A 21,487-nucleotide genomic window follows, 5' to 3' on the forward strand; every position below is an offset into this window, starting at 1 on the left:
CCGTCAGGCCGCGACATCGAAGCGCGCCCGTCCGCCCAGCCGGGGCATCCGCCGCGGATCGACCCACGCCGGCGGGAGGAACCATGGCCGACCGGCCACGCCGGAACCCTCGATGACGATCTCCCAGCCGTTGTCATGGATGCGGTGGTGACAGGTCTCGCAGAGCAGGATCCCGTTCGAGAGGTCGGTCGGACCTCCATCCCGCTGCCACCAGCGGAGGTGATGAGCCTTCGTCATCCCCGGGGGAAGCCCGCACATCGCGCACCCGCCATCCCGCTCGGCCAGCGCCAGGCGTTGGGCTCGAGTGAAGAGGCGCTTCTCGCGACCCCAGTCCAGGACCTCGCTCGCACCGCCGAGGACGCAGGGGATGACGCCCCCGCTGGCCGCCATCCGCCGCACGGCACCGATGTCGATCACCTGGTCAAGCCCGTCGATCGTCGCCGACCCGGTTCCTGCCTGCAGGTCGTCCAGCGATACCCGGACGATCACCGTCGCGCCGGCGAGCGGGAGCCGATCTCCCTCACACCCGAGCACGTGCGCGCAGAAGAGGGACAGCGCGTCAGCCTGAATCATCGCGACGGAGCGCCGGTCTGCGTCAGCCGCCGCGCCATCGGGAGTGTCGATGCGGGCGGCGAACACGGCGGACACATGTCCACGGATCGCCGTGACGACCGGCGCCGCGGTCTCGGCATCGAGCTGCGCGTGCAGGTGCACCATGCCGTCTCGCTCGAAGATGCGCAGTCCGCGCCGGCTGCGCTGCTCTTCCGCGCGCGGCGCCACGCCGTCGGGGTCCAGCCAGGCCTCGGCGCGGAGGACGAGCTTGCGCACGGCGTCAAGCTCGAGCCCTTCGGCGGCGGCGGTCAGCACACGCTCCGCCTCAGCGATGCGCTCTGCTCCCGCAGCCACGCGGCAGCGGTCCAGCAAAGCGACGAGGAGTGCCGCCGCCGGGGCGCCGAGCGCACCCGACGCGAGCGCCTCGCGAAGGAGCGGATACCGCGCGGGCAGCGGCGCACCGAGCAGATCGCTCCGCGGGGCGGTCGCCTCTCCGACCTTCACCAGGCGCTGCGCCTCTCCCGTCGAAATGCCTGTCATCGCGGCGATGAGCTTCGCCGCCGTGCGGTACCCACGTTGCTTCGCCAGGCTGTCGGCCCCGAGCTCCGCGCGTGACTCCCGGGCGATGCCGGCGGCCACGTCGACGTGCAGTGCATCGAGCCGGCGCTGCAGGAGTCCGATCGCGTCGGCGACGTCGACGAGCTGCGCGCGGGAGAGCTCAGACGCATCGCCCGCAGAGTCCCACGCCTCGTCGAGACGCTCCATCGCCTCGCGCAACCCGGACATTTTCGACATGTTTCATTTTATCTCCGAGTGGCCCGACTTTCGAAGATTTGTTCTAACGGATGCTGGCATTCCGCCCGGGCCGACAGGACACCTCGCCCTCGATCCGACGCAGGCCCCCACCCGTTCACCTCGCCGCATCCTCGCGTTCATGCCGCGTGCTTTCCTTGAGTGCGGACGCGCGACCGCGCTCACGAAACCAGACAATCTTTGTGCCTTCACCACAAGAACCGGTAGTGTCGCATCGACACACCTCGAAGGCGAGAAAGGGACGAACATGGCCGACAGGCAGCAGAGGCGCTGGGCGCTCATCGGATTGACGGCCGCGGCGGCGATCGCGCTCACCGGATGCACGGCGGGCGGCGACGCAGACGCGGACGGCGGCGGCAGCGACAGCGGCTCCGGCGACACCCTCATCGTCTACACGAACTCGAACAGCGACGGCCGTGGTGAGTGGATCACCGAGAAGGCGGCGGACGCGGGCATCGACATCGAGATCGTGGGCCTCGGCGGCGCCGACCTGACGAACCGCATCATCGCGGAGAAGAACAACCCCGTCGGCGACGTGGTCTTCGGCCTGAACAACATGTTCTTCGAGCAGCTCAAGACCGAAGAGGCCATCACGGCCTACGAGCCGGCCTGGAGCGGCGAGGTGCCCGCGGACGCCGGTGACCCGAAGGACGGCGCGTTCTGGCCGCTCGTGGAGCAGGCGATCGTCACGGTCTACGACGAGAACCGCATCACCGACGCACCCACCGACCCCGACGACCTGTACACCGAGGAGGAGTACGCCGGCCGCTACGAGGTCAACCCCGCGCTCGGCCAGGCCACCCCGCAGCTCGTGCTCGCCAGCATGCTCACCCGTCACCTCGACGAGGACGGCGACCTCGGCGTGAGCGACGAGGGCTGGGACCTGGTGAAGTCGTATTACGCCAACGGCTCCCCCGCCGTGGAGGGCACAGACCTCTACGCCCGCATCACCCGCGACGAGGTGGACTACGGCGTGCTGCCGTCGAGCGGCATCTCCGCCCGCGACGAGGAGTACGGCACCAGCACCGGGATGATCGTCCCTGAGTACGGCGTCCCTTACGTGACCGAGCAGATCGCGCAGATCAACGGCACGGACAACGAGCACAAGGCGCAGGAGTTCATCGACTGGTTCGGCAGCGCCGAGGTGCAGGGCGAGTTCGCCGCGGAGTTCAACGCCATGCCGGTGAACGAGGGCGCGGTCGAGAAGGCCAACCCCGAGGTCGTCGAACTCATGGGCACGCTCGACCGTCAGGACATCGACTTCGGTTTCGTGAGCGAGAACCTCGGCGCCTGGGTCGAGAAGGTCACGCTCGAGTACATCGGCTGACCCGCGCAGTCCCGCACCGGCAGAGAGAGAAGACGATGATCCGTTTCGACGACGTCGAGGTCGTGTTCGGCGACCACCGTGCGGTCTCGCACCTCGATCTGGAGATCCAGGAGGGTGAGTTCTTCACCCTCCTGGGTCCGTCCGGATGCGGCAAGACCACCGCCCTGCGCACGCTCGCGGGGTTCATCGAGCCCACCGGCGGTCGGATCCACATCGCGGGTCGCGACGTGACCCGCGTGCCGAGCGAGAAGCGCGGCGTGGGCATGGTGTTCCAGAACTACGCGCTGTTCCCCAGCATGAACGTGCGGGAGAACATCGCGTTCGGCCTCTCGGTGCAGAAGGTGTCGAAGGCCGAGCAGCGGCGGCGCGTGGACGAGGTCGCCGACCGCACCGGGCTCGCCGCATCGCAGCTGGAGAAGAACGTGGCGGAGCTGTCCGGCGGCCAGCAGCAGCGCGTCGCCATCGCCCGGGCGCTCGCGCTCACCCCCAGCATCCTGCTGCTCGACGAGCCGCTGTCGAACCTCGACGCCAAGCTCCGCGTGCAGCTGCGCGAACAGCTCAAGGAGCTGCAGCACGAGGTCGGCGTGACCACCGTGTACGTCACCCACGACCAGGAGGAGGCGCTCACCCTCAGCGACCGGATCGCCGTGCTCGACGCCGGGACGCTGCAGCAGGTGGGCACGCCCGAGGAGATCTACGACCGCAGCGCCACCCCTTTCGTCTGCCGGTTCATCGGCGAGAACAACCGGCTCACGCCCGCGCAGCTCGTCGCGATCGGCGCGGGCCTCGACGCCACGGCCGAGAGCTACGTGCGGCCGGAGAAGCTGCACCTCGCGTCGCCGTCCGGGGCCACCGCCGGCAGCACGGCGTCGCTCGACGGCACCGTCGCGGAGCGCACGTACCACGGCAGCCACAGCGTCTACACGGTGTCGGCGGCCGACGGGACGCTCCGGGTGAGCGTGCCGGCCGCGGCGAGCGCGCACCGGTGGGACGTCGGCGACGCCGTGCGCATCGACGTCGACCCGCGGTGGATCCTGCAGTACCCGGCGGCGTGACATGAGCGCTCCGCAGAACGACTCCCGCCCGGTGCCGCCGCCGTCCGCGACCATGACCGACGCGCCCGGCGCCCTGACGACCGAGGCCGCCGAGGCGGGCACCGCGACGAAGCCCCGCCTCCGCCGCGGACGGCCCGGCAGCGTGCGCGCGATGCTCCGCTCGCCGCTCGCCTGGGTGACCGGCATCGTCGTGATCTGGTTCGCCGCCGCCTTCCTCGTGCTGCCGAACGCCGAGCTGCTCGCCGCGACCTTCTTCCCGGACGGCCAGTTCAGCATCCGCGCCGTCGAGAAGCTGCTCGGCAGCGAGCGCGCGCTGAAGACGCTCGGCAACAGCTTCCTCCTCGCGATCACGCTGTCCGTCACGGTCAACGTCGTCGGGGTGTTCATCGTGCTGGTGACGCAGTACTTCCAGGTGCGCGGCGCCAAGCTCCTCTGGCTCGGCTACGCCACGACCCTGATCTACGGCGGCATCGTGCTCGCCGCCGGCTACAACTTCATCTACGGCAAGTTCGGCTTCATCACGAACCTGATGGTGAACATCTGGCCGGACATGAACCGGGACTGGTTCTCCGGTTACTTCGCGGTCGTGTTCGTGATGACCTTCGCGACGACGACGAACCACATGCTGTTCCTGTCCTCGTCGCTCGGCAAGGTGGACTACGCGTCGATCGAGGCCGCGAAACTCATGGGCGCCTCGACGTGGACGATCCTGCGCCGCATCGTGCTGCCGGTCATGAAGCCGATGCTCTTCGCCGTCACGGTGCTGACGTTCCTCATCGGCCTCGGGGCCCTGACCGCGCCGCTCGTGCTCGGCGGGCCGGACTTCCAGACCGTCGCGCCCCTCATCATCGACCTGTCGCGCAGCCCGATCACGCGTGACATCGCGGCGCTGCTGGCGATCGTGCTCGGTGTCGCGACGATCATCCTGCTCGCGATCATGAACCGAGCCGAGAAGTCCGGTGTGTACTTCTCGGTCGCGAAGGTGGCGACGCCGATCCAGAAGCAGCGGATTCGCAACCCGTTCGCGAACGCCGTCGTGCACGTGGTCGCCTACCTGCTCTGGGTGATCTACCTCATCCCGGTCGTGCTCATCGTGATCTTCTCGTTCGTGGACGCGCGGAGCATCCTCGCCGGGTCCATCACGCTCGACAGCTTCACACTCGACAACTACATCACCGTGTTCTCCAGCGCGGCGGCCCTCCGACCGTTCATCGTGAGCGTCGTCTACAGCGCCCTCGCCGCGGTCATCGTGGTGGGCGGGCTGCTGTTCGTCGCGCGGATGATGCAGCAGCACCGCAACCTGCTCACCACGGCCATCGAGTACGTGCTGCACATCCCGTGGATCCTGCCGATCGTGCTGATCGCGCTGGCCTTCGTGATGGCGTTCGACGCCCCGCAGCCGCTCGTGGGCAACATCGTGCTCACGGGGACGCCGGTCCTGCTGCTCGTCGCGTACATCTGCGTGAAGATCCCGTTCACGCTGCGGCTGCTCAAGGCCGGGTTCGCGTCCGTGCCGGACTCCCTGGAAGACGCCTCGCGCATCCTCGGCGCCCGCTCGCTGACCACGTTCCGGCGCGTGCTCATCCCCCTCGTGCTGCCGACCGCAGCCGCGATCACGGCGCTGAACTTCAACAGCCTGCTCGACGACTACGACGCCGCGATCTTCCTCTACCACCCGCTGTACAAGCCGCTCGGCGTCGCGATCCAGGAGAGCACGCGCGGGGAGAACAACCTCGACGCGATGCCCATCACGTTCGTCTACACCGTGCTGCTCATGATCATCATGGGTGTCACCATGTATCTCGTGTATGGACGAGGTTCGCGCGCCGGAGCGCCCCGCCGACGGAAGCAGCGCGCATGAGCGGGGCGGATGCCGGGACGCCCGCGCTGCGGGTCACGATCAGCGACGTCGCCGCGGCGGCCGGGGTGTCGCGAGCCACGGCGACCAGAGCGTTGAAGGGCGAGGGCCGGTTCGCGCCGGAGACGCAGGAGCGCATCCTGGAAGCGGCCGAGCGGCTCGGATACGTGCGCAACACGATGGCCGCGGAGCTCGCCGCCGGACGCACCGGCACCGTCGGCCTCATGCTGCGCGACGCGAGCAACCCCGCGTACGGTCTCCTCTTCTCCCGGTTGCAGGAGGAGGCGCACCAGCGCGGCCTCGACCTCGTGACCGTCACGATCGGCGCCGACGAACAGGGCGCCAAGCAGGTGAACGCGCTGCACCGGCTGCTCGGCATGCGCGTCGCGGGACTCATCGTCGCCACCGGCGGCATCTCCGCCGCGCAGCTCGAGCCGTTCGCCGATCAGGTGCCGATCCTCCGTGCCGGGCGCGTGGAGTCGGCGGGCCGTATCCACACCGCCCACTATGACGACGAGGGGCACGGACGTCTGCTCGCGGAGCACATCGTCGCGCTCGGGCACCGGACCGTCGTCGTGCTCGCCGGAAGCCCCGAGGCCTCGTACCCCGAGCACCTGCGCGCGCTCGCGATGCGGGAGGTGCTGACCGCGGCCGGCGTCGCCGTGACGATGATCTCGGCCGGCGCGCGTCCCGAGGACGGCGTCGACGAAGCCCTCGCCGCCGTGCGGGCCGGGGCGACCGCGGTGATGTGCGCCTCGGACTACCGGCAGCTCGCCGTCATGCGCGCCGCCCGCGCGGCCGGGCTCCGCGTGCCGGAGGACGTGAGCGTGACCGGGTGCGACGGCATCCTGCCCGGCGCCGATCTACTCGGGCTCACCACCCTGCGGATCCCCGTAGAGGCGGTGGCCGCGGCCGCCGTCGAGACCATGCAGCAGCTGCTCACCGCGGACGAGCCGGAGACGCTCGTCCGCCGCTCGTTCACGGGAGCCCTCGTCCCCGGCTCCACGGCCGCCGCCGTCTGACATCTGCCCCGACCTGCCTCCGTCCGCCGACCAGGAAGAGACATGATCCTCACCGAACACCCTCGCCCGTCGCACACCTTCGTGCACATCTCCGACACGCACCTGCCCGGTGAGCGGTCGCCGCTGTACGGCAGCGGGGCCGACGCCGACGCGAACCTGGCGGAGATGCTCGACCGGCTCGTCGCCTCGGGGCTCCGACCCGACGCGCTGCTGTTCACGGGAGACCTGACGGACCGGGGCGATGCCGCCGCCTACAAGCGCCTGCACGAGCTCGTGGCGCCTGCCGCCGAGGCGCTCGGCTGCGAGGTCGTGTGGGCGGCCGGCAACCATGACGACCGCCGTGCCATGCGATCGGAGCTCGGACTCGCGGGGGCGGGTGATGAGCCGATCGTCGAGGTGCGGTGGTTCGGGGGGATGCGCGTCATCGTCGTCGATTCGACCGTGCCCGGCGCGCATTGGGGGGAGGTGCCGTCGTCGCAGCTGGATCGGCTGGAGGGAGAGCTGTCGACGGCGGCACCGCAGGGCACGCTGCTGCTCATCCACCATCCGCCCCTGCCGACGGTGCTCGACCTCGCCGTGACGGTCGAGCTGCGGGATCAGGACGCGCTGGCCGCGGTGCTGCGGGGGTCGGACGTGCGGGGCATCCTGTCGGGGCACGTGCACCATCCGTCGTTCGGCACCTTCGCCGGGATCCCCGTGGCCGTCGCCTCGTCGAGCGCGTACGGACAGGACCTCGCGCAGCCCGTGGGTGCCACCCGCGGACAGGACGCCGCGCAGGGCTACAACCTCGTGCACGTGTACGCCGACACCATCGTGCACTCCGCCGTCTCGCTCGAACGCGGGGCCGATGTCGGCGAGCCGGTCGCCGCCGACGAGGCCGGACGACGGATCGCCGGTGTCGGGATCGACTGGCGCGACTAAGCGGTCACGAGGTCGTCATCGGCGTCACCTCGACGTCGATCGAGCCGAACGGGAACGGGCTGAACACGGTCCAGGAGTCGCCGGTGAACTGCTCGAGCGGGATCAGCGCGAACCAGACGTGCGAGACGACGATCGCGACCACCACGAACAGTCCGACTCCGCGCAGGGTCCACTCCAGGGTGCGAAGCGCCGCGCGCTCGTCAGTCGCCTTGATCACGCGACCGAGCGCGAGCAGCACGGTGACGGCGATGGCGATGTAGACGAGGGGGCTCGGCGCGAGCGTGAGCTGGATGCACTGCGGAGCCTCGTCGACCGGCTGACCCGCGGAGTCGATGAACCCGCCGTTCGCGTCGACCCCGCCGGGGCAGATGCCTTTGCTGGCGGTCATGAACACGGGGTAGAGGAATGCGGTGATCAGCGACCAGAGGAGGACGCGGCGGATCGCGGCGATGACCACGGCGCCGGGGAGCGCGGCGGGTGCCGTGTCCGGGGAGGTGGAGGGGGCTTGCGACGCCATGCGGGGCTCCTCTCGGGGCGGTCGTGTTCATCCTGGCGGATGTGAGGGACGGGTGGAAGGGGCGCGGGGTGGGCGACTTGCGCATCAGTCCTAGGCTGGAACGTCTGCCTCCTCTCTGAGACGCCTTCCCCTGGAGCTCCATGTCTGCAACGACGATCGACGACCGCGCCCGCTATCGCGCCCACCCCTCGGTGCTCGACGCGCTGAAGAACCCGCGACTGCTGACGCGGGAGGTGCTGGCCGGGCTCGTCGTCGGGCTCGCGCTCATCCCGGAGGCGATCGCATTCTCGGTGATCGCGGGCGTCGACCCGAAGGTCGGCCTGTTCTCGTCGTTCATCATGGCGGTGTCGATCGCGTTCCTCGGCGGGCGACCCGCGATGGTGACCGCGGCGACCGGTGCCGTGGCGCTCGTGATCGCTCCGGTCGCGCCGACGTACGGCCTCGACTACTTCATCGCGACGGTCATCCTCGCCGGGATCTTCCAGGTGGTCCTCGGGGTGCTCGGCGTCGCGAAGCTGATGCGGTTCATCCCCCGCAGCGTCATGGTCGGGTTCGTGAACGCGCTCGCGATCTTCGTGTTCAGCTCGCAGTTCCCGCAGCTCATCGACGTGCCGTGGCTGGTGTATCCGCTGGTGGCGCTCGGCATCGTCGTGATGCTCGTGATGCCGAAGCTCACCAAGATCGTGCCGGCGCCGCTCGTGTCGGTCATCATCGTGACGGGCGTCGTGCTCGCCTTCGGGATCACGGTGCCGACGGTCGGCGATCAGGGCGAGCTGCCTCGGAGCCTGCCGTCGCTGTTCATCCCGAACGTTCCGCTGACGTGGGAGACGTTCACGATCATCGCGCCCTTCGCGCTCGGCGTCGCGCTCGTCGGGCTCATGGAGTCGCTGCTCACCGCGAAGCTCGTCGACGAGATCACCGACACCCACTCGAACAAGACCCGCGAGTCGTGGGGGCAGGGCGTCGCGAACGTGTTGTCCGGCATGTTCGGCGGCATGGGCGGGTGCGCCGTGATCGGTCAGACGATGATCAACGTGAAGGCGTCGGGCGCGCGGACCCGCATCTCGACGTTCTGCGCCGGGATCTTCCTGTTCCTGCTGGTGGTCGTGTTCGGCGACTTCGTCGGGATGATTCCGATGGCGGCGCTCGTGGCCGTGATGATCATGGTCGCGATCGGAGCGTTCGACTGGCACAGTGTGCGGCCGTCGACGCTGAAACGGATGCCGAAGAGCGAGACGTTCGTGATGGTGGCGACCGTGGTGCTGGTGCTGATCACGCACAACCTGGCGGTGGGGGTCGTCGGTGGGGTGCTCGTTGCGTCCGTACTGTTCGTGCGGCGGGTGGCGCACTTCGTTTCGGTTCGTCGGGTTCTGGGACCGGCTGGCGATGTGGTGACGTATGTCGTGGAGGGGGAGTTGTTCTTCGCGTCGAGCAATGACCTGACGACGTTGTTCTCCTATACGGAGGATCCCGAGCGGGTGGTGGTGGATCTGTCCGAGTCGCATGTGTGGGATGCGTCGACCGTTGCGGCTATGGACGCGATCGAGACGAAGTATGCCGCGTTGGGGAAGACGGTGGAGATCGTCGGGATGAATGAGAGCAGCCAGCAGATGCGTGGGCGGTTGACGGGTGGGTTCGAGTAGGCGGCCGGGCGCGGACCACACGATCATGCGAATGGGTGATAGGGCTTTCGGTCTCGCGGTGCAAGCAGGTCCCAGAGAGAGTTCGGAACCACTGGTCGATAACCAGGATGAGTGAACGACAGCAAGAGCGAAAGCTGCCCCAGCAAGACCTCCACCGGACTCTCGAGAACGAGATCGTCCTGCGAATTCCACCACCTGAAGTTTGGAGGCACCTGCTCAGGAGCGTTCGGAACTCCGTTCACCCGGCTGAGCCAGGAGTCAGGAACCCACGCGCCGGTGTGCGCGAAGTGGTATGACATCCGAAGGCTGCCAGGATCATTGCCGCCACCGAGCAATCGCGGGTGCGAAAGAGTATGCCGAAACCAGCCAAGCACGCGCTCCGCTCGTTCGAAATGATGGTCTCGGCGCCAGCCTTTCGAGTACTGTTTTGAATCGATAAGCACAAGATGGTCCTGCTGCAGCCCTCGTCGACTCGATGCATAACGGGGAGATGCCACTTGATACTCACGTAGGAAGAGCGCGACATCCACGTCGCCCCCGAAACCCGTAAGCGGCACCCGAGGATCTGGGACAACGTTCAGGTACGGCGCATCACGCTTTCCCAGATCTAGACCAAGGAAAAGCACCGAGCCGCCTGCCGCCGCGTTGACTTGCGCTGCCAGAATGTCAGCGATCAGCAATTCGCCGCCAACCCCGCGCTGGTCGTCCGACCACGACTGTGGGCTACCGAAAGACCGGCACCCCTTCTTGATGAGCACCTCGAAGCGGAGGTCGTCCTCGGTTACCGTCAGCAACGAGTGGTTGCCCATCTGTCGGGTCCTCTCTGAGCATTCTGCTCTCTCCGCACCATGTCAACTGTCGCGATGCTCCACGAACTCTGTCATCGGTCCCACCCTAGTGAGATCAACCTCCGCCATGATCATTAGATGGACATCAATGGAGCGCCCTCGGACAAGACAGTCCTGCTCTTCCTGCACGGCGTCGGCGACGGGGATACCGACAACCAATGGCGGAATCAACTCGCCGCGACACTTCAACAGCTGGGGTATCCGCATCTCGGCGAGGTCACAATCATCGCGCCGAACAACACCTTGAGCAGGATGCGGCCGTTTGGGAGATGCTCGTCGAAATCGAGGCAGAGGTCCGTCGCGAGCACGAGCGACTGGATGGATTTTCCGACGAGGGCGCTTCCGTGCTCAAAGAGCTGAAGCGCAAGATCACAGCCGTCGAGCGCGCGTTGGTCTTCATGCCAGAGAACGGCCTGGAGCCCGGAGCCCCAGAGCAAGAAGCAGACAACGTCGCGACGTTGCTGTGAGCTGAAGGAAGACGTCATTCACCCACGCTCGCGACAATTTGACCGGAGGACATTGATGGAAAAGGAAGTCAAGCGTGCCCAGCGTGCCCGCGCCGCTCTGGAGATTCTCCGCCAACGCGTCCCCGAAGGAACGTATCTCCCTGTCTCCACGATCTGGGCAGCGTGCCTTGAACGCGTCCCGCTCACGCCGTATGAGTCGGAGCTGAAGTCGCACAACCGGCCGCGGGGTGAGATCGACTGGCGATGGTCCAGCGCGGACCTCGTCGCGGCGGGGTGGCTCCGCAAGAACCCCTCCGGAATTGGCGAGTGGGCGATCACTCAGGAAGGCGTCGACGCACTGAATGCTCACCAGGGAGACGCGCTTCTTCTCGAGGCACAGCGCCGATACTCACTCGGACGTGCGCGACTCCGCGACGAGATCGACCAAGCGCTGCCTGAGCGGTGGGTCAGCACTGACAGCGCTCAGCGGAAGCTTCTCGCGGCTGCTGACGTGATCGTTCAGGAGGGACTCCGCAAGGGGATGTCCGCCTTCGCTCCCGGGCGGGAGGTGTGGAGCAGCGAGAACATCCGCGAAGTTCGTGCCATCTGGAACTCGGCGGAAGCAACCGAGGGACAGGGCTTCACGGGCAACCTCGCGATCCAGTTTGCCGACGCTACAGATGATCAGCGCCTTCTGATGGCCGAGGTCATCACACTTCAGGTGCTGCCGATCGGCTGGATCATCGGCCACGCCAAGAAGCGGGAGCGCGTCGAGTCAATGCTGAAGACGATGCGGCATCCGGTCGAAATCCCCCAGGTCTTCGACGAGGCATTCGGCGGCGGTGCGTTCAACCCGGGTCAGGGGATGCAATCACACGTCAACAAGGCGATCACCGTCATCCTCGATGTTCTCCTTGCGTGGACCGAACTCAGTGATGAAGAACAGGTCGCAGCGTTGGAGGATCCCCGAAAATGGCGTGATGTCGTGTTGGGCTCCGACACGGCTTTCCCGACCCAGCGGTATGCGCTGCTGTACCTGGTGCACCCCGGCTTCTTCGGACCGATCGTCTCGACGGATCATCGTCGTCTCATCCGAGAGGCATTCATCGGCGAGATCGGCGGGGAGTTCTCCGACGACGCAGACTCAGACCTGCAGCGCATCCAGATCGCCCTTCAGCTCAAGGCGGGCAAGCCGGTGACTGTGTACGACGAGCCGCTTCGCGACCGTTGGCACCCTGATGCGAAGAAAGGCGGCACCGCACTTCCGCTGGATGACGATGAAACCGACGATGTCGTGAGCACGAACCCCCGAGGCTTCGTCCCCGCCGAGATCGACCTCGCCGAACTCGCGGACTCGACCCACCTGCACGAGGCCTGGCTCGGCAAGGTCGCGAGCGCCCTTCATCGCCGCGGCCAGGTGATCCTCTACGGCCCTCCCGGAACGGGCAAGACGTATGTCGCTCGCGCGCTGGCCGACCGACTCGGCAAGCCCGGCAGCGTCGTGAAGCGCATTCAGTTCCACCCGTCGTACACCTACGAGGACTTCTTCGCCGGCTACCGACCGGTGACGGATGCCGCGGGGCAGCTGTCTTTCTCCCTCACGCGCGGGCCGCTGCGAGAGATCGCGGACGAGGCCCGAAAGAACCCTGATGTGCCGCACGTGCTGATGATCGATGAGATCAACCGGGCGAACCTCAGCAAGGTGTTCGGTGAGCTGTACTACCTGCTCGAGTACCGAGACGATGCGATCGACGTGCTCTACGCCGGGTCGGGCGATGATGGCGGGAAGTCTTTCAGCCTCCCCGCGAACGTGCTGATCATCGGAACGATGAACACCGCCGACCGGTCGATCGCACTGCTCGACTCGGCGATGCGCCGCCGGTTCGCTTTCTTCGAGCTGCATCCGGATGTCGCTCCTGTGAAGGGCATCCTCGGGCGGTGGGCGGAACAACATCCGCAGACACTTCCGGTCGCCGAGCTGTTCGAGCTGCTGAACGAGAGCATCCGCGATCGCGAGGACCGCATCGGCCCGAGCCATCTGCTCCGCAAGGACGACCTGAGCGAGGCGGACCTGCGCGCCGTGTGGGAAGAGAGCATCCTGCCTCTGCTCGAAGAGCGGCACATCGGCACGGGTGTCGACGTACACGTGAAGTACGGGCTGGATGCTCTGCTCGCGACCGTCACGGTGAGCGCGGACCCATCGCCTCAGACATGAACGCCGTACTGGCCGAGCCTCGTATCGAGGAGATCACGGAGAAGGGCGAGTCCTTGGTCGGGCTCACTGCGTCACAAGCGGCGCGTCTGCAGGAGCTGCGATTCTGTCGGGTCTCGCCAACGACGGATCTCGGCATCTGGCGGGTCACGGACGTGACGCGCGTCGGTGTGGTCGCGATCGATGACGTGCGTCTGATCGTGCGCCCGAAGACGCCGCTCCGAAGTCTTATCTTCATGGCCTCGTACTCAGGCTTGCAGGCGGAGGTGGATGATGCGTCGTTTTCCTTCGAGGCCGATCAGGATCTGCCTGCCGCGCTGGCATCCGCGTTGCTGCGGGCAGTCGGAGAGGCGACGGGCCGAGGGCTACTCAAGGGATACGTCTCCGTCGAGGAGACGCGCACCGTGATCCGCGGCCGCTGGGACATCGCGCGGCAGCTCAAGGTGCGGCCGGGTATTCCCGTGCCGGTGGAGCTCACCTACGACGACTACACCGAAGACGTTCCCGAGAACAGGATTCTCAAGGCTGCGCTGCGCGCGTTGGTGCGGTTGGACCAGCTTCCGGGGCGGGTGGTCGACAAGCTCGGTCCGCTGCTGGGGTTGTTCTCCGAGGTATCCGATCTGCGTGCGACGGGCCCGGTCATGCTGCCCGCGGAGTCACGGTTGAACGCGCACTACCAGCCGGCACTCCGCCTCGCCCGATGGGTTCTCGAGGCGACATCGTGGGCACACCCCGAGGGTGCGAGCTCGGGGTCCGCGTTCTTGCTGAACGTTGCGAAGATGTACGAAGACTTCGTCGGGCGGGTTCTTCAGGCGACGCTGCATCCGGAGGGGTTCGACGTCGACCTGCAGATGTCGGACTGGCGGTTGGACACGGATGGGAAGGTCCGGATGCGCCCGGACATCGTGATCTCGCGGGGTGGGCGAGTAATCACGGTCGCGGATACGAAGTACAAGGTGTGGGGCGAGAGCGACGGCTCGCCGCCCAACGTGGATGTGTATCAGGCGCTCGCGTATGCGGTGACGGCAGGAGTGCGCGAGGTGCATTTGCTGTATGTGTCGGGAGATGTGGGGCCGCGGCGGTATGAGATCGCGGCGACGGGAACGACAGTTGTGGCGCATGCGGTGGATATCGGTGGCGAACCGGGCGCACTGGTGAGTCGGGTGATGGAGCTCGGCGCATCGTTGGTCCCCGCTGTGGCACTCCCGCCCGGTGTCGGCATCGACCGATAGCTTGGGTATGAGCGCGACCACTAGGAATCGCGCCACGCTGCGCAGGAGACGAACACCATGGCACCGAGCACGAAAGAAGGCCAGCGCGCCGAGCTACACAAGACGATCTGGCGGATCGCGAACGATCTTCGTGGATCCGTCGACGGCTGGGACTTCAAGTCCTACGTGCTCGGCATGCTCTTCTACCGATTCATCTCCGAGAATCTGACGGCATACATCAACAAAGGCGAGCACGAGGCGGGCGACGCTGAGTTTGACTACTCCCGGCTCCCGGACACTGCTGCCGAGCTCGGTCGGGAAGAGACGGTGGCCGAGAAAGGCTTCTACATCGTCCCGTCGGAGCTCTTCGCGAACGTCCGCGCTCGGGCGGCATCGGATGAGAACCTCAACGAGACGCTGGAGCGGGTCTTCAAGAACATCGAGGGTTCGGCTCTCGGCACGGACAGCGAAGACGATGTGAAAGGTCTCTTCGACGACCTCGACGTCAACAGCAACAAGCTCGGTGCCACGGTCCCAAAGCGCAACAAGACGCTGGTCAAGCTGCTGGACGCCATCGGCGACTTGCCACTCGGCGATCTGCAGGACAACTCGATCGACCTGTTCGGCGACGCCTACGAGTACCTCATGCAGATGTACGCGGCCAACGCCGGAAAGTCGGGCGGCGAGTACTACACACCACAGGAAGTCTCTGAGCTGCTGGCACGCATCACGGTGCTCGGCAAGACCTCGGTGAACAAGGTCTACGACCCGGCCGCGGGTTCCGGCTCGCTGCTGCTGAAGTTCGCGAAGGTGCTCGGCAAGGAGAACGTCCGCGACGGGTTCTACGGTCAGGAGATCAACCTGACGACGTACAACCTCGCCCGGATCAACATGTTCCTCCATGACATCAACCACGCCGATTTCAACCTCGCGCACGGCGACACCCTTATCGACCCGGCGCATCGGGATGACGAGCCATTCGAGGCGATCGTGTCCAACCCGCCGTATTCGATCCGGTGGGAGGGTGACGCGAACCCGCTTCTCATCAACGACGAGCGCTACGCACCTGCCGGCGTGCTCGCGCCGAAGTCGAAGGCGGACCTGGCCTTCACGATGCACATCCTCAGCTCGCTTGCCGTGAACGGCACGGCCGCGATCGTCGAGTTCCCTGGAGTGCTCTATCGCGGCGGGGCAGAGCAGAAGATCCGCAAGTACCTCATCGACAACAACTACGTCGATGCTGTCATCCAGCTGCCGCCGGACCTCTTCTTCGGCACGACCATCGCGACGTGCATTATCGTGCTGAAGAAATCCAAGCAAGACAACTCGGTGCTGTTCATCGATGCCTCAGCCGAGTTCACGCGCGTCGGCAACAAGAACAAGCTGACGCACGACCACCAGCAGAACGTCTTGACGACCCTTGAACAGCGCGTGGAGGAAGCGCACTACTCAGCGCTGGTCTCGAATGCGGACATTGCGGCGAATGGCTACAACATCGCCGTGTCGTCATACGTCAAGGCTGAGGACACTCGCGAGGTTGTCGACATCACGGTGCTGAATGCGGAGATCGCGCGTATTGCCGCAAGACAAGCTGAGCTTCGTACGGCGATCGATGAGATCGTTGCGGGATCTGGTGGGCCCCAGGAGAGTCGCATCGACAAGTTGATTCAAGACCATTGCCCCGGGGGCGTCGAATACAGGACGCTCGGGTCTATTGGAACTTGGTATGGAGGTGGCACCCCGTCGAAGGGGAAGCCTGAGTATTGGACGAACGGCACCATCCCTTGGATCTCGCCGAAAGACATGGGGCGCCGACTTGTCGATTCCTCTATCGATTCGATCACCGAAGCCGCGGTTCAAGGTTCAGCGACGAAACTCGTTCCACCGACATCTGTGGCGATGGTTGTTCGTTCGAGCATCCTTGACCACACGTTCCCAACCGCGATTGTGCCTGTTCCCGTAGCACTGAATCAAGATATGAAGGCCCTTGTTCCCTTCAATGACGTCTTGGTTGATTACCTCGGCCATCTTCTGGCAGCAAAGGGCCAGGAGATCCTTCGCCGAGCAAGTAAGTCCGGGGGTTCGGTGACCTCGATCAATACTCCTCAGCTCAAGGCCTTTCGGATCCCCGTGCCGCCCCTCCAGATTCAGCGTGAGATCGTGAGGATACTGGACCAGCTAACGCAGCTGCAGGCCGAGCTGGAGGCGGAGCTGGGGGCGGAGCTCGCCGCACGTCGCAGACAGTACGAGCACTACTGCCACAAGCTCCTGACATTCCCTGAGGCGGCATCATGAGTGAAACGCCCACCCGCAAGTTCGATCCGATCGCCGTCTCCGCGGAGAGCACGGTCGTTGCGGAGTACATTCCCGATCCCACCCAGGCGACGGCGTACCAGTCGGAGGCCGACCTCGAACGCGAGATGATCCGCCTGCTCCAGTCGCAGGCGTACGAGTACCTCCCAATCACGACGGAAGCACAGCTCGTCGCGAACCTGCGCACTCGGCTGGAGTCGCTGAACGGCATCACCTTCACCGACACGGAGTGGGACGACTTCTTCAGGAACAAGGTCGCGAGCCAGAACGACGGCATCGCCGAGAAGACGATCCGCGTCCAGGAGGATCACGTTCAGATCCTGACGCGCGAAGACGGTTCGACAAAGAACGTGATGCTCATCGACAAGAAGGACATCCACAACAATCATCTGCAGGTCATCAACCAGTACGAGATCGGGCAGGGCGAAGGCGGAGCGCAGCACGCGAACCGCTACGACGTCACCGTCCTGGTCAACGGCCTTCCGATGGTGCACATCGAACTCAAACGCCGTGGCGTCGACATTCGCGACGCCTTCAACCAGATCAACCGCTACCAGCGGAACAGCTTCTGGGCTGGTTCCGGTCTCTTCGAATACGCCCAGCTGTTCGTGATCAGCAACGGCACGCTGACGAAGTACTACTCCAACACCACTCGCAACCGTCACATCGATGAGAGCAAGAAGAGCTCGGGAAGCAAGAAGAAGACCAGCAACAGCTTCGAGTTCACGTCGTGGTGGGCGGACGCGCAGAACCGGCCGATCCAGGAGCTGACCGCATTCGTGAAGACATTCTTCGCGAAGCACGCGCTGCTGAACGTCCTCACGAAGTACTGCGTGCTCACCGTCGACCGCGACCTGCTGGTCATGCGCCCCTACCAGATCGTCGCGACCGAGCGGATCCTGCAGCGCGTCGACATCGCCACCAACTACAAGCGTCTCGGCACGGTCGACGCAGGCGGCTACGTCTGGCACACGACCGGTTCGGGCAAGACGCTCACGTCGTTCAAGACCGCGCAGCTCGCATCGAAGCTCGCCAGCGTCGACAAAGTGCTGTTCGTCGTCGACCGGAAAGACCTCGACTATCAAACGATGCGCGAGTATGACCGCTTCGAGAAGGGCGCCGCGAACTCGAACGCGTCAACGGCGGTCCTGAAGAAGCAGCTCGAGGACTCGAACTCGCGGATCATCATCACAACGATCCAGAAGCTCTCGAACTTCATCCGCACAAACAAGGGCCACGAGATCTACTCGGGCCACGTCGTCATCATCTTCGACGAGTGCCACCGATCGCAGTTCGGCGACATGCACACCGACATCACCCGGGCGTTTAAGCGTTACAACCTCTTCGGGTTCACCGGCACGCCAATCTTCGCCGCGAACTCTGGAACCGGCGGCAACCCCCAGCTCAAGACCACCGAGCAGGCGTTCGGCGACAAGCTGCACACCTACACGATCGTCGACGCGATCACGGACAAGAACGTCCTGCCCTTCCGGATCGACTACATCAACACCGTCAAGATCGGCGACCCGGACGACAAGCAAGTCTCGTCCATCGATACCGAGAAAGCACTACTCGACTCACGGCGCATCAGTGAGATCGTCAAGTACACGCTTGAGCACTTCGATCAGAAGACAAAGCGTGCTTCGAGCTACGAACACTCCGTCGTCACCAACGTCGCTGAGTCAGTCCGCACCGGTCGGCGTGCTGAGGCGTTACGGAAGAAGAAGCGAGTCCGCGGCTTCAACGCAATCTTCGCGACGGCATCGATCGAGGCAGCGCGCCGTTACTACAACCATTTCCAGATTCAGCAGCAGGACCTGACACCGGATCGCCGTCTGAAGGTCGGCGTCATCTTCTCCTACGGCGCCAACGATGCGCCGGAAGAGGACCTGCTCGACGATGAAGCGTTCGACACCGATGCGCTCTCAACCGACAACCGTGAGTTTTTGGAAGATGCCATCCAGGACTACAACGACATGTTCGGATCGAGCTACGACACGAGTGCGGACAAGTTCCAGAACTACTACAAGGACCTGTCGCAGCGGATGAAGAACCGCGAGATCGATCTGGTCATCGTCGTCAACATGTTCCTGACCGGCTTCGATGCCACGACGCTGAACACACTCTTCGTCGACAAGAACCTCCGATCCCACGGCCTCATCCAGGCGTATTCGCGCACAAACCGCATCCTCAACTCCGTCAAGACCTACGGCAATATCGTCTCCTTCCGAAACCTCGAGGATGCGACGAACGCGGCCCTCGAACTGTTCGGCAATAAGGATGCCCGCGGAGTCGTTCTCCTCAAGCCGTACCAGGAGTACTACGGTGACTACGTCGAGAAGGTCTCGGAGCTCCTGCAGCGGTTCCCGCTCGGCACCCAGATCATCGGAGAGTCTGCACAGAAGGATTTCATTGCCCTGTTCGGTGCCATCCTGCGACTCCAGAACATCCTCACCTCGTTCGATGACTTCGCCGGTCACGATCCGCTGACCGAGCGGCAGGCACAGGACTATCGCAGTTGGTATCTGGACTTCTATGCCGAGTACCGCAGAGACCGAGACTCCGACCGGGAACTCATCAACGACGACGTCGTGTTCGAGATCGAGCTGATCAAACAGGTTGAGATCAACGTCGACTACATCCTGATGCTCGTTGAGAAATACCGCGCCAGCTTCGGAGACGGCGAGGACAAGGAGATTCGCGCCGAGATCTCCCGCGCAGTTGACGCCAGCCCGAGTCTGCGCAGCAAGCGCGACCTCGTCGAGGACTTCGTTGACTCGGTCTCCGTGACCGGCGCCGTCGACGAACAATGGAAGGCGTTCGTGACGGCGAAGCGCGATGCCGAGCTTGAGACGCTGATCACTGCTCAGAAGCTCCGTCCCGACGAAACGCGTGCGTTCGTCGAGGCAGCGTTTCGCGATGGCCAGCTTCGAACGACGGGGACCGCCATCACGAAGATCCTTCCGCCGGTATCGCGATTTGCTGTGGACGGCGGGCATGGCGAGAAGAAGCGGACTGCCGTCGAGGCGCTTGCGCGCTTCTTCGACCGATTCTTCGGGCTGGGCTCGGGGAGCGACTCGTGAGGCCTAGCGATCGCGTGGGCGCCTCTTCTCCGCGGTACCCGTCCGCAGTGCGGTCGGAGAACCCGACGAGCAATCGCTAGCTGCCCGCAGGGCGAACGAACCGCTCCCCCGAGCTCACCTGCTGCGCCACCCGCCGCAACGCCAGCAACAACGGCTCCACCAACACCGACCCCAACACCACGTACCGCACCGCCGCCTCCGCAGACTCCCCCGGCACCCCCGCGATCTCCGCATCAGCGATCCGCCGCGCACTCGCGAGGTACTCCGCCATCACCGCCTCCGGCACCGTGAACCCGACGCGCTCCAGCCCCTGCAACGCTCGCGCGACCGCATGCAGCACCGCGGGATCACACATCCCCGGCTTCCACCCGAGCCGGGCGGCGAGCGCCTCGGCGCCGGAGAGGTCCAACGCGTCATCGGCCGGCGGCGTGATCGTGGCATGTGCGGTCCCCAGCAGCTCGTGCGGGTTCGCGGGCGGATCATCCAGCGCCGCGACCACCCGCCGCGTCTCGGCGATGCTCACACCCGCATCGAGCAGCGCCCGGATGACGCGCAGCCGCTCGACATGCTTCTCGCCGTAGAGAGCCTGTGTCGCGGAGGTGCGCTCTCCCTCGGGCAGCAGCCCCTCGCGCAGGTAGTACTTGATCGTCGGCACGGTCACGCCGGCCTGCGCTGACAGTTCGGAAATCCTCATGGCCACCCCTTGACTTCGATAGTAGCGCTATCCATTATAGATAGCATCGCTATCCAATCGAGGAGTTGCCATGTCGAAAGTCGTCACGGGCCGCATGACCCACCACCACGAGGGCGAGCTCGTCGTGTTCCACATCGGGATGCAGATCAACCGGTGGTGGCGCCCCGACCTGTGGCTGCCCGCGTTCGTTGCCATGCCGCGTATGCTCCGCGAGCTCAGCACCGAGCCCGACTCCGGACTGCTCGGCTACCAACTCCTCCTCGGATCGGGCGGGCCCTACGTCGTGCAGTTCTGGTCGTCTGTCGACAAGCTGTACGCCTATGCGTCGAACCCGGACCAGCAGCATCGTCCGGCGTGGACCGCCTTCAACCGCGCCGCCCGCAAGGCTCCGGGAGCGGTCGGCGTGTGGCACGAGACGTTCCTCGTCGACACCGCCGAGAGCGTGTACGTCTCGACGAAGCGCATGGGCCTCGCGGCCGCGACGGAGCACGTGCCCGTACCGCGACGCCATGACCGCGCGCAGGCGCGGTTCACGGACGGAAGGACAGCAGCCCCTACGGCAGCGCCCGCGAACGAGCCCACGGCGTGAGGCAGGTCGCACTCAGCTCCCAGACGGTCGTCGAGGTGCGGATGGCACGCGCCCCCGGCCACGACTCCGACGTCGCGCGATCACTCGCGATACCGCGCGCACGAGCAGGAACGCGAGCACGAGGATCACGACCGCGACCGCTGCGGTGATGGCGAGCCCGGTCCAGCTGAAGAGCGACGCGTCCATGCCTGGAGCCTAGCGCTCCGCCCGCTCCGCGGCGGACTCCTCGAATATATTGCATACGTCGTCGTATGAGGTCTTGAATTGGTCACAGGCGGGCAGTTGATCTGATCGGAGAGAACCGTCGATGAAGCCCACCACGTGGTTCTCAACCACCACACGCCCTCGAAGCCATCTCATCGCGACCCTGTGCGTCTGGGGCT

17 protein-coding genes and 1 pseudogene are annotated in these 21,487 nt (G+C 65.5%); 13 read left to right on the plus strand and 5 right to left on the minus strand.

What is annotated here, in order from left to right:
* Positions 1–3 precede the first annotated feature (3 nt).
* Positions 4–1,347: an HNH endonuclease signature motif containing protein gene (locus AUV07_RS01460; protein ID WP_231868164.1), complete on the minus strand. Its 1,344-nt coding sequence runs from the start codon at positions 1,345–1,347 to the stop codon at positions 4–6.
* A gap of 265 nt (positions 1,348–1,612) precedes the next feature.
* On the opposite strand from AUV07_RS01460, the gene AUV07_RS01465 reads away from it, so the two are divergent.
* The 5 genes from AUV07_RS01465 (at position 1,613) to AUV07_RS01485 (ending at position 7,548) form a co-directional block, all read left to right on the plus strand.
* Positions 1,613–2,692, plus strand: a complete 1,080-nt coding sequence (locus tag AUV07_RS01465; RefSeq protein WP_062633242.1) for an extracellular solute-binding protein — start codon at positions 1,613–1,615, stop codon at positions 2,690–2,692.
* A 35-nt stretch (positions 2,693–2,727) separates the two neighbouring features.
* The gene (locus AUV07_RS01470; RefSeq protein WP_062633245.1) at positions 2,728–3,747 is read left to right on the plus strand and encodes an ABC transporter ATP-binding protein; all 1,020 of its coding nucleotides are present in this window, start codon (positions 2,728–2,730) and stop codon (positions 3,745–3,747) included.
* 151 nt (positions 3,748–3,898) lie between these two features.
* Positions 3,899–5,608 (plus strand): ABC transporter permease, encoded by a 1,710-nt coding sequence (locus AUV07_RS01475; protein ID WP_062633380.1) that lies wholly within the window; start codon positions 3,899–3,901, stop codon positions 5,606–5,608.
* Positions 5,605–6,627, plus strand: coding sequence for a LacI family DNA-binding transcriptional regulator (locus tag AUV07_RS01480; protein WP_062633247.1), 1,023 nt, complete (start codon positions 5,605–5,607; stop codon positions 6,625–6,627). Before AUV07_RS01475 ends, AUV07_RS01480 begins: the two co-directional genes overlap by 4 nt.
* Positions 6,628–6,669: 42 nt before the next feature.
* Positions 6,670–7,548, plus strand: a complete 879-nt coding sequence (locus AUV07_RS01485) for a metallophosphoesterase (RefSeq protein ID WP_062633249.1) — start codon at positions 6,670–6,672, stop codon at positions 7,546–7,548.
* A gap of 4 nt (positions 7,549–7,552) precedes the next feature.
* Here the strand turns inward: AUV07_RS01485 and AUV07_RS01490 are convergent, their stop codons facing one another.
* Positions 7,553–8,065, minus strand: coding sequence for a hypothetical protein (locus AUV07_RS01490; RefSeq protein WP_062633251.1), 513 nt, complete (start codon positions 8,063–8,065; stop codon positions 7,553–7,555).
* A 140-nt stretch (positions 8,066–8,205) separates the two neighbouring features.
* On the opposite strand from AUV07_RS01490, the gene AUV07_RS01495 reads away from it, so the two are divergent.
* Complete coding sequence (locus AUV07_RS01495; protein WP_062633253.1) at positions 8,206–9,708, plus strand: SulP family inorganic anion transporter; 1,503 nt, start codon at positions 8,206–8,208, stop codon at positions 9,706–9,708.
* A 23-nt stretch (positions 9,709–9,731) separates the two neighbouring features.
* Here AUV07_RS01495 and AUV07_RS17460 read toward each other — a convergent pair whose 3' ends face one another.
* Positions 9,732–10,517 (minus strand): hypothetical protein, encoded by a 786-nt coding sequence (locus AUV07_RS17460; protein ID WP_157523845.1) that lies wholly within the window; start codon positions 10,515–10,517, stop codon positions 9,732–9,734.
* Between the two features lie 197 nt (positions 10,518–10,714).
* Here AUV07_RS17460 and AUV07_RS17465 point away from each other — a divergent pair, with 197 nt between their 5' ends.
* From AUV07_RS17465 to AUV07_RS01525, 6 genes and pseudogenes are all read left to right on the plus strand, one after another.
* Positions 10,715–11,023, plus strand: coding sequence for a hypothetical protein (locus AUV07_RS17465; RefSeq protein ID WP_157523847.1), 309 nt, complete (start codon positions 10,715–10,717; stop codon positions 11,021–11,023).
* Between the two features lie 490 nt (positions 11,024–11,513).
* A complete protein-coding gene (locus AUV07_RS01510; RefSeq protein ID WP_197462092.1) occupies positions 11,514–13,217 on the plus strand; it encodes an McrB family protein in 1,704 nt (567 codons plus the stop codon).
* Complete coding sequence (locus AUV07_RS01515; protein ID WP_062633261.1) at positions 13,214–14,446, plus strand: McrC family protein; 1,233 nt, start codon at positions 13,214–13,216, stop codon at positions 14,444–14,446. Before AUV07_RS01510 ends, AUV07_RS01515 begins: the two co-directional genes overlap by 4 nt.
* Before the next feature lie 57 nt (positions 14,447–14,503).
* Positions 14,504–16,063 (plus strand): annotated as a pseudogene (locus AUV07_RS01520) (type I restriction-modification system subunit M); the annotation flags it as partial.
* Positions 16,064–16,087: 24 nt separating this feature from the next.
* Positions 16,088–16,720 (plus strand): restriction endonuclease subunit S, encoded by a 633-nt coding sequence (locus AUV07_RS17900; protein ID WP_231868172.1) that lies wholly within the window; start codon positions 16,088–16,090, stop codon positions 16,718–16,720.
* Positions 16,717–19,821 (plus strand): type I restriction endonuclease subunit R, encoded by a 3,105-nt coding sequence (locus tag AUV07_RS01525; RefSeq protein WP_062633263.1) that lies wholly within the window; start codon positions 16,717–16,719, stop codon positions 19,819–19,821. Before AUV07_RS17900 ends, AUV07_RS01525 begins: the two co-directional genes overlap by 4 nt.
* Before the next feature lie 76 nt (positions 19,822–19,897).
* Here the strand turns inward: AUV07_RS01525 and AUV07_RS01530 are convergent, their stop codons facing one another.
* The gene (locus AUV07_RS01530; RefSeq protein ID WP_062633265.1) at positions 19,898–20,515 is read right to left on the minus strand and encodes a MerR family transcriptional regulator; all 618 of its coding nucleotides are present in this window, start codon (positions 20,513–20,515) and stop codon (positions 19,898–19,900) included.
* A gap of 70 nt (positions 20,516–20,585) precedes the next feature.
* Between AUV07_RS01530 and AUV07_RS01535 the strand changes: the two genes are divergently transcribed.
* Entirely contained in the window at positions 20,586–21,104 is a 519-nt protein-coding gene (locus AUV07_RS01535) for a monooxygenase family protein (protein ID WP_062633267.1), read from the plus strand.
* 12 nt (positions 21,105–21,116) lie between these two features.
* Here the strand turns inward: AUV07_RS01535 and AUV07_RS17470 are convergent, their stop codons facing one another.
* Positions 21,117–21,290, minus strand: coding sequence for a hypothetical protein (locus AUV07_RS17470; protein ID WP_157523849.1), 174 nt, complete (start codon positions 21,288–21,290; stop codon positions 21,117–21,119).
* Positions 21,291–21,487: the final 197 nt, after the last annotated feature.

Origin of the sequence: Microbacterium sp. CH1 (assembly GCF_001595495.1) — a bacterium.
Taxonomy (GTDB): domain Bacteria; phylum Actinomycetota; class Actinomycetes; order Actinomycetales; family Microbacteriaceae; genus Microbacterium.